Below are 978 nucleotides of genomic sequence, written 5' to 3' on the forward strand. Positions count from 1 at the left end.
TCCGAAGACCGTCCCGGAAAGCAACCCGGCGGTTGGGATGAATCGATTCCAACTTTAAAAGAGGACAGGATTTTTCTGACTTTCACCGGTTCGGTTAACGATGCCGCAACAATTGCCCATGAATTGGGTCATGCTTTTCATTCACATGTTTTGTATGATTTGCCTCAATGGCGGCAAAATTATGCGATGAATGTTGCCGAGACCGCCTCAACTTTTGCAGAAACGATTATTAATACTGCCAATGTGGAAGCTGCTCAATCAGATGCTGAAAAAATTACTTTGCTGGATGCCAAAATTGCCAATGCTACGGCTATGTTCATGAATATCCGTGCTCGTTATATTTTTGAAAGCAATTTTTATAAAGAACGGCAAAAGGGTGTTTTAACACCACAACAATTAAATAAAATGATGGCAGAAGCCCAAAAAGAAGCCTTTTCCGGAGCTTTGGCCGAAAATGGTACCCATCCCCATTTTTGGACTTCCAAACTGCATTTTTATATCGACGATGTTCCTTTTTACAATTTTCCTTATACCTTTGGCTATTTGTTCAGTTTGGGAATCTTCGACTGGGCTCAAAAGCAAACCGATTTTGAATCGGCCTATATTTCATTACTACGCGATACAGCGAATATGAATTCCGAAGAATTAGCAAAGAAACACTTGGGTGTCGATTTGACCAAACCCGACTTCTGGCAGGCCGGTGCCGATCTGATCAAAAAAGATGTCGATCAATTCTTGAGTTTGACCGAAAAGTTATAAATTGGATTATATAAAAAAGGTGCCTATTAGAGCACCTTTTTATATAACATTATTTTAAAAACAAGGAAAAATTATCGATTATAATTTTCTAAATAAATAGTATGCAATTTCGAATGCTGTAATTTTCCACTGGCAGTATGCGGTAAATTATCAACGAAAATAAATTTTTTTGGAACTTTGTAATGTGCCAGGTGTCTTCTTCCATAAGACAATAATTCT

The 978-nt window shown here is 37.9% G+C and carries 2 protein-coding genes; one reads left to right on the top strand and one right to left on the bottom strand.

The genetic code is table 11. The annotated features are described in order from the left end of the window. A partial coding sequence (locus KH893_RS11040; RefSeq protein ID WP_281166175.1) for a M3 family metallopeptidase occupies window positions 1-759 on the top strand: 759 nt, incomplete at its 5' end. A gap of 71 nt (window positions 760-830) precedes the next feature. On the opposite strand, the gene KH893_RS11045 is transcribed toward KH893_RS11040, so the two are convergent. Beyond that, a partial coding sequence (locus tag KH893_RS11045) for an AMP-binding enzyme (protein WP_345803735.1) occupies window positions 831-978 on the bottom strand: 148 nt, incomplete at its 5' end.

This window comes from Liquorilactobacillus sicerae, from assembly GCF_029916425.1.
GTDB lineage: Bacteria > Bacillota > Bacilli > Lactobacillales > Lactobacillaceae > Liquorilactobacillus > Liquorilactobacillus sicerae.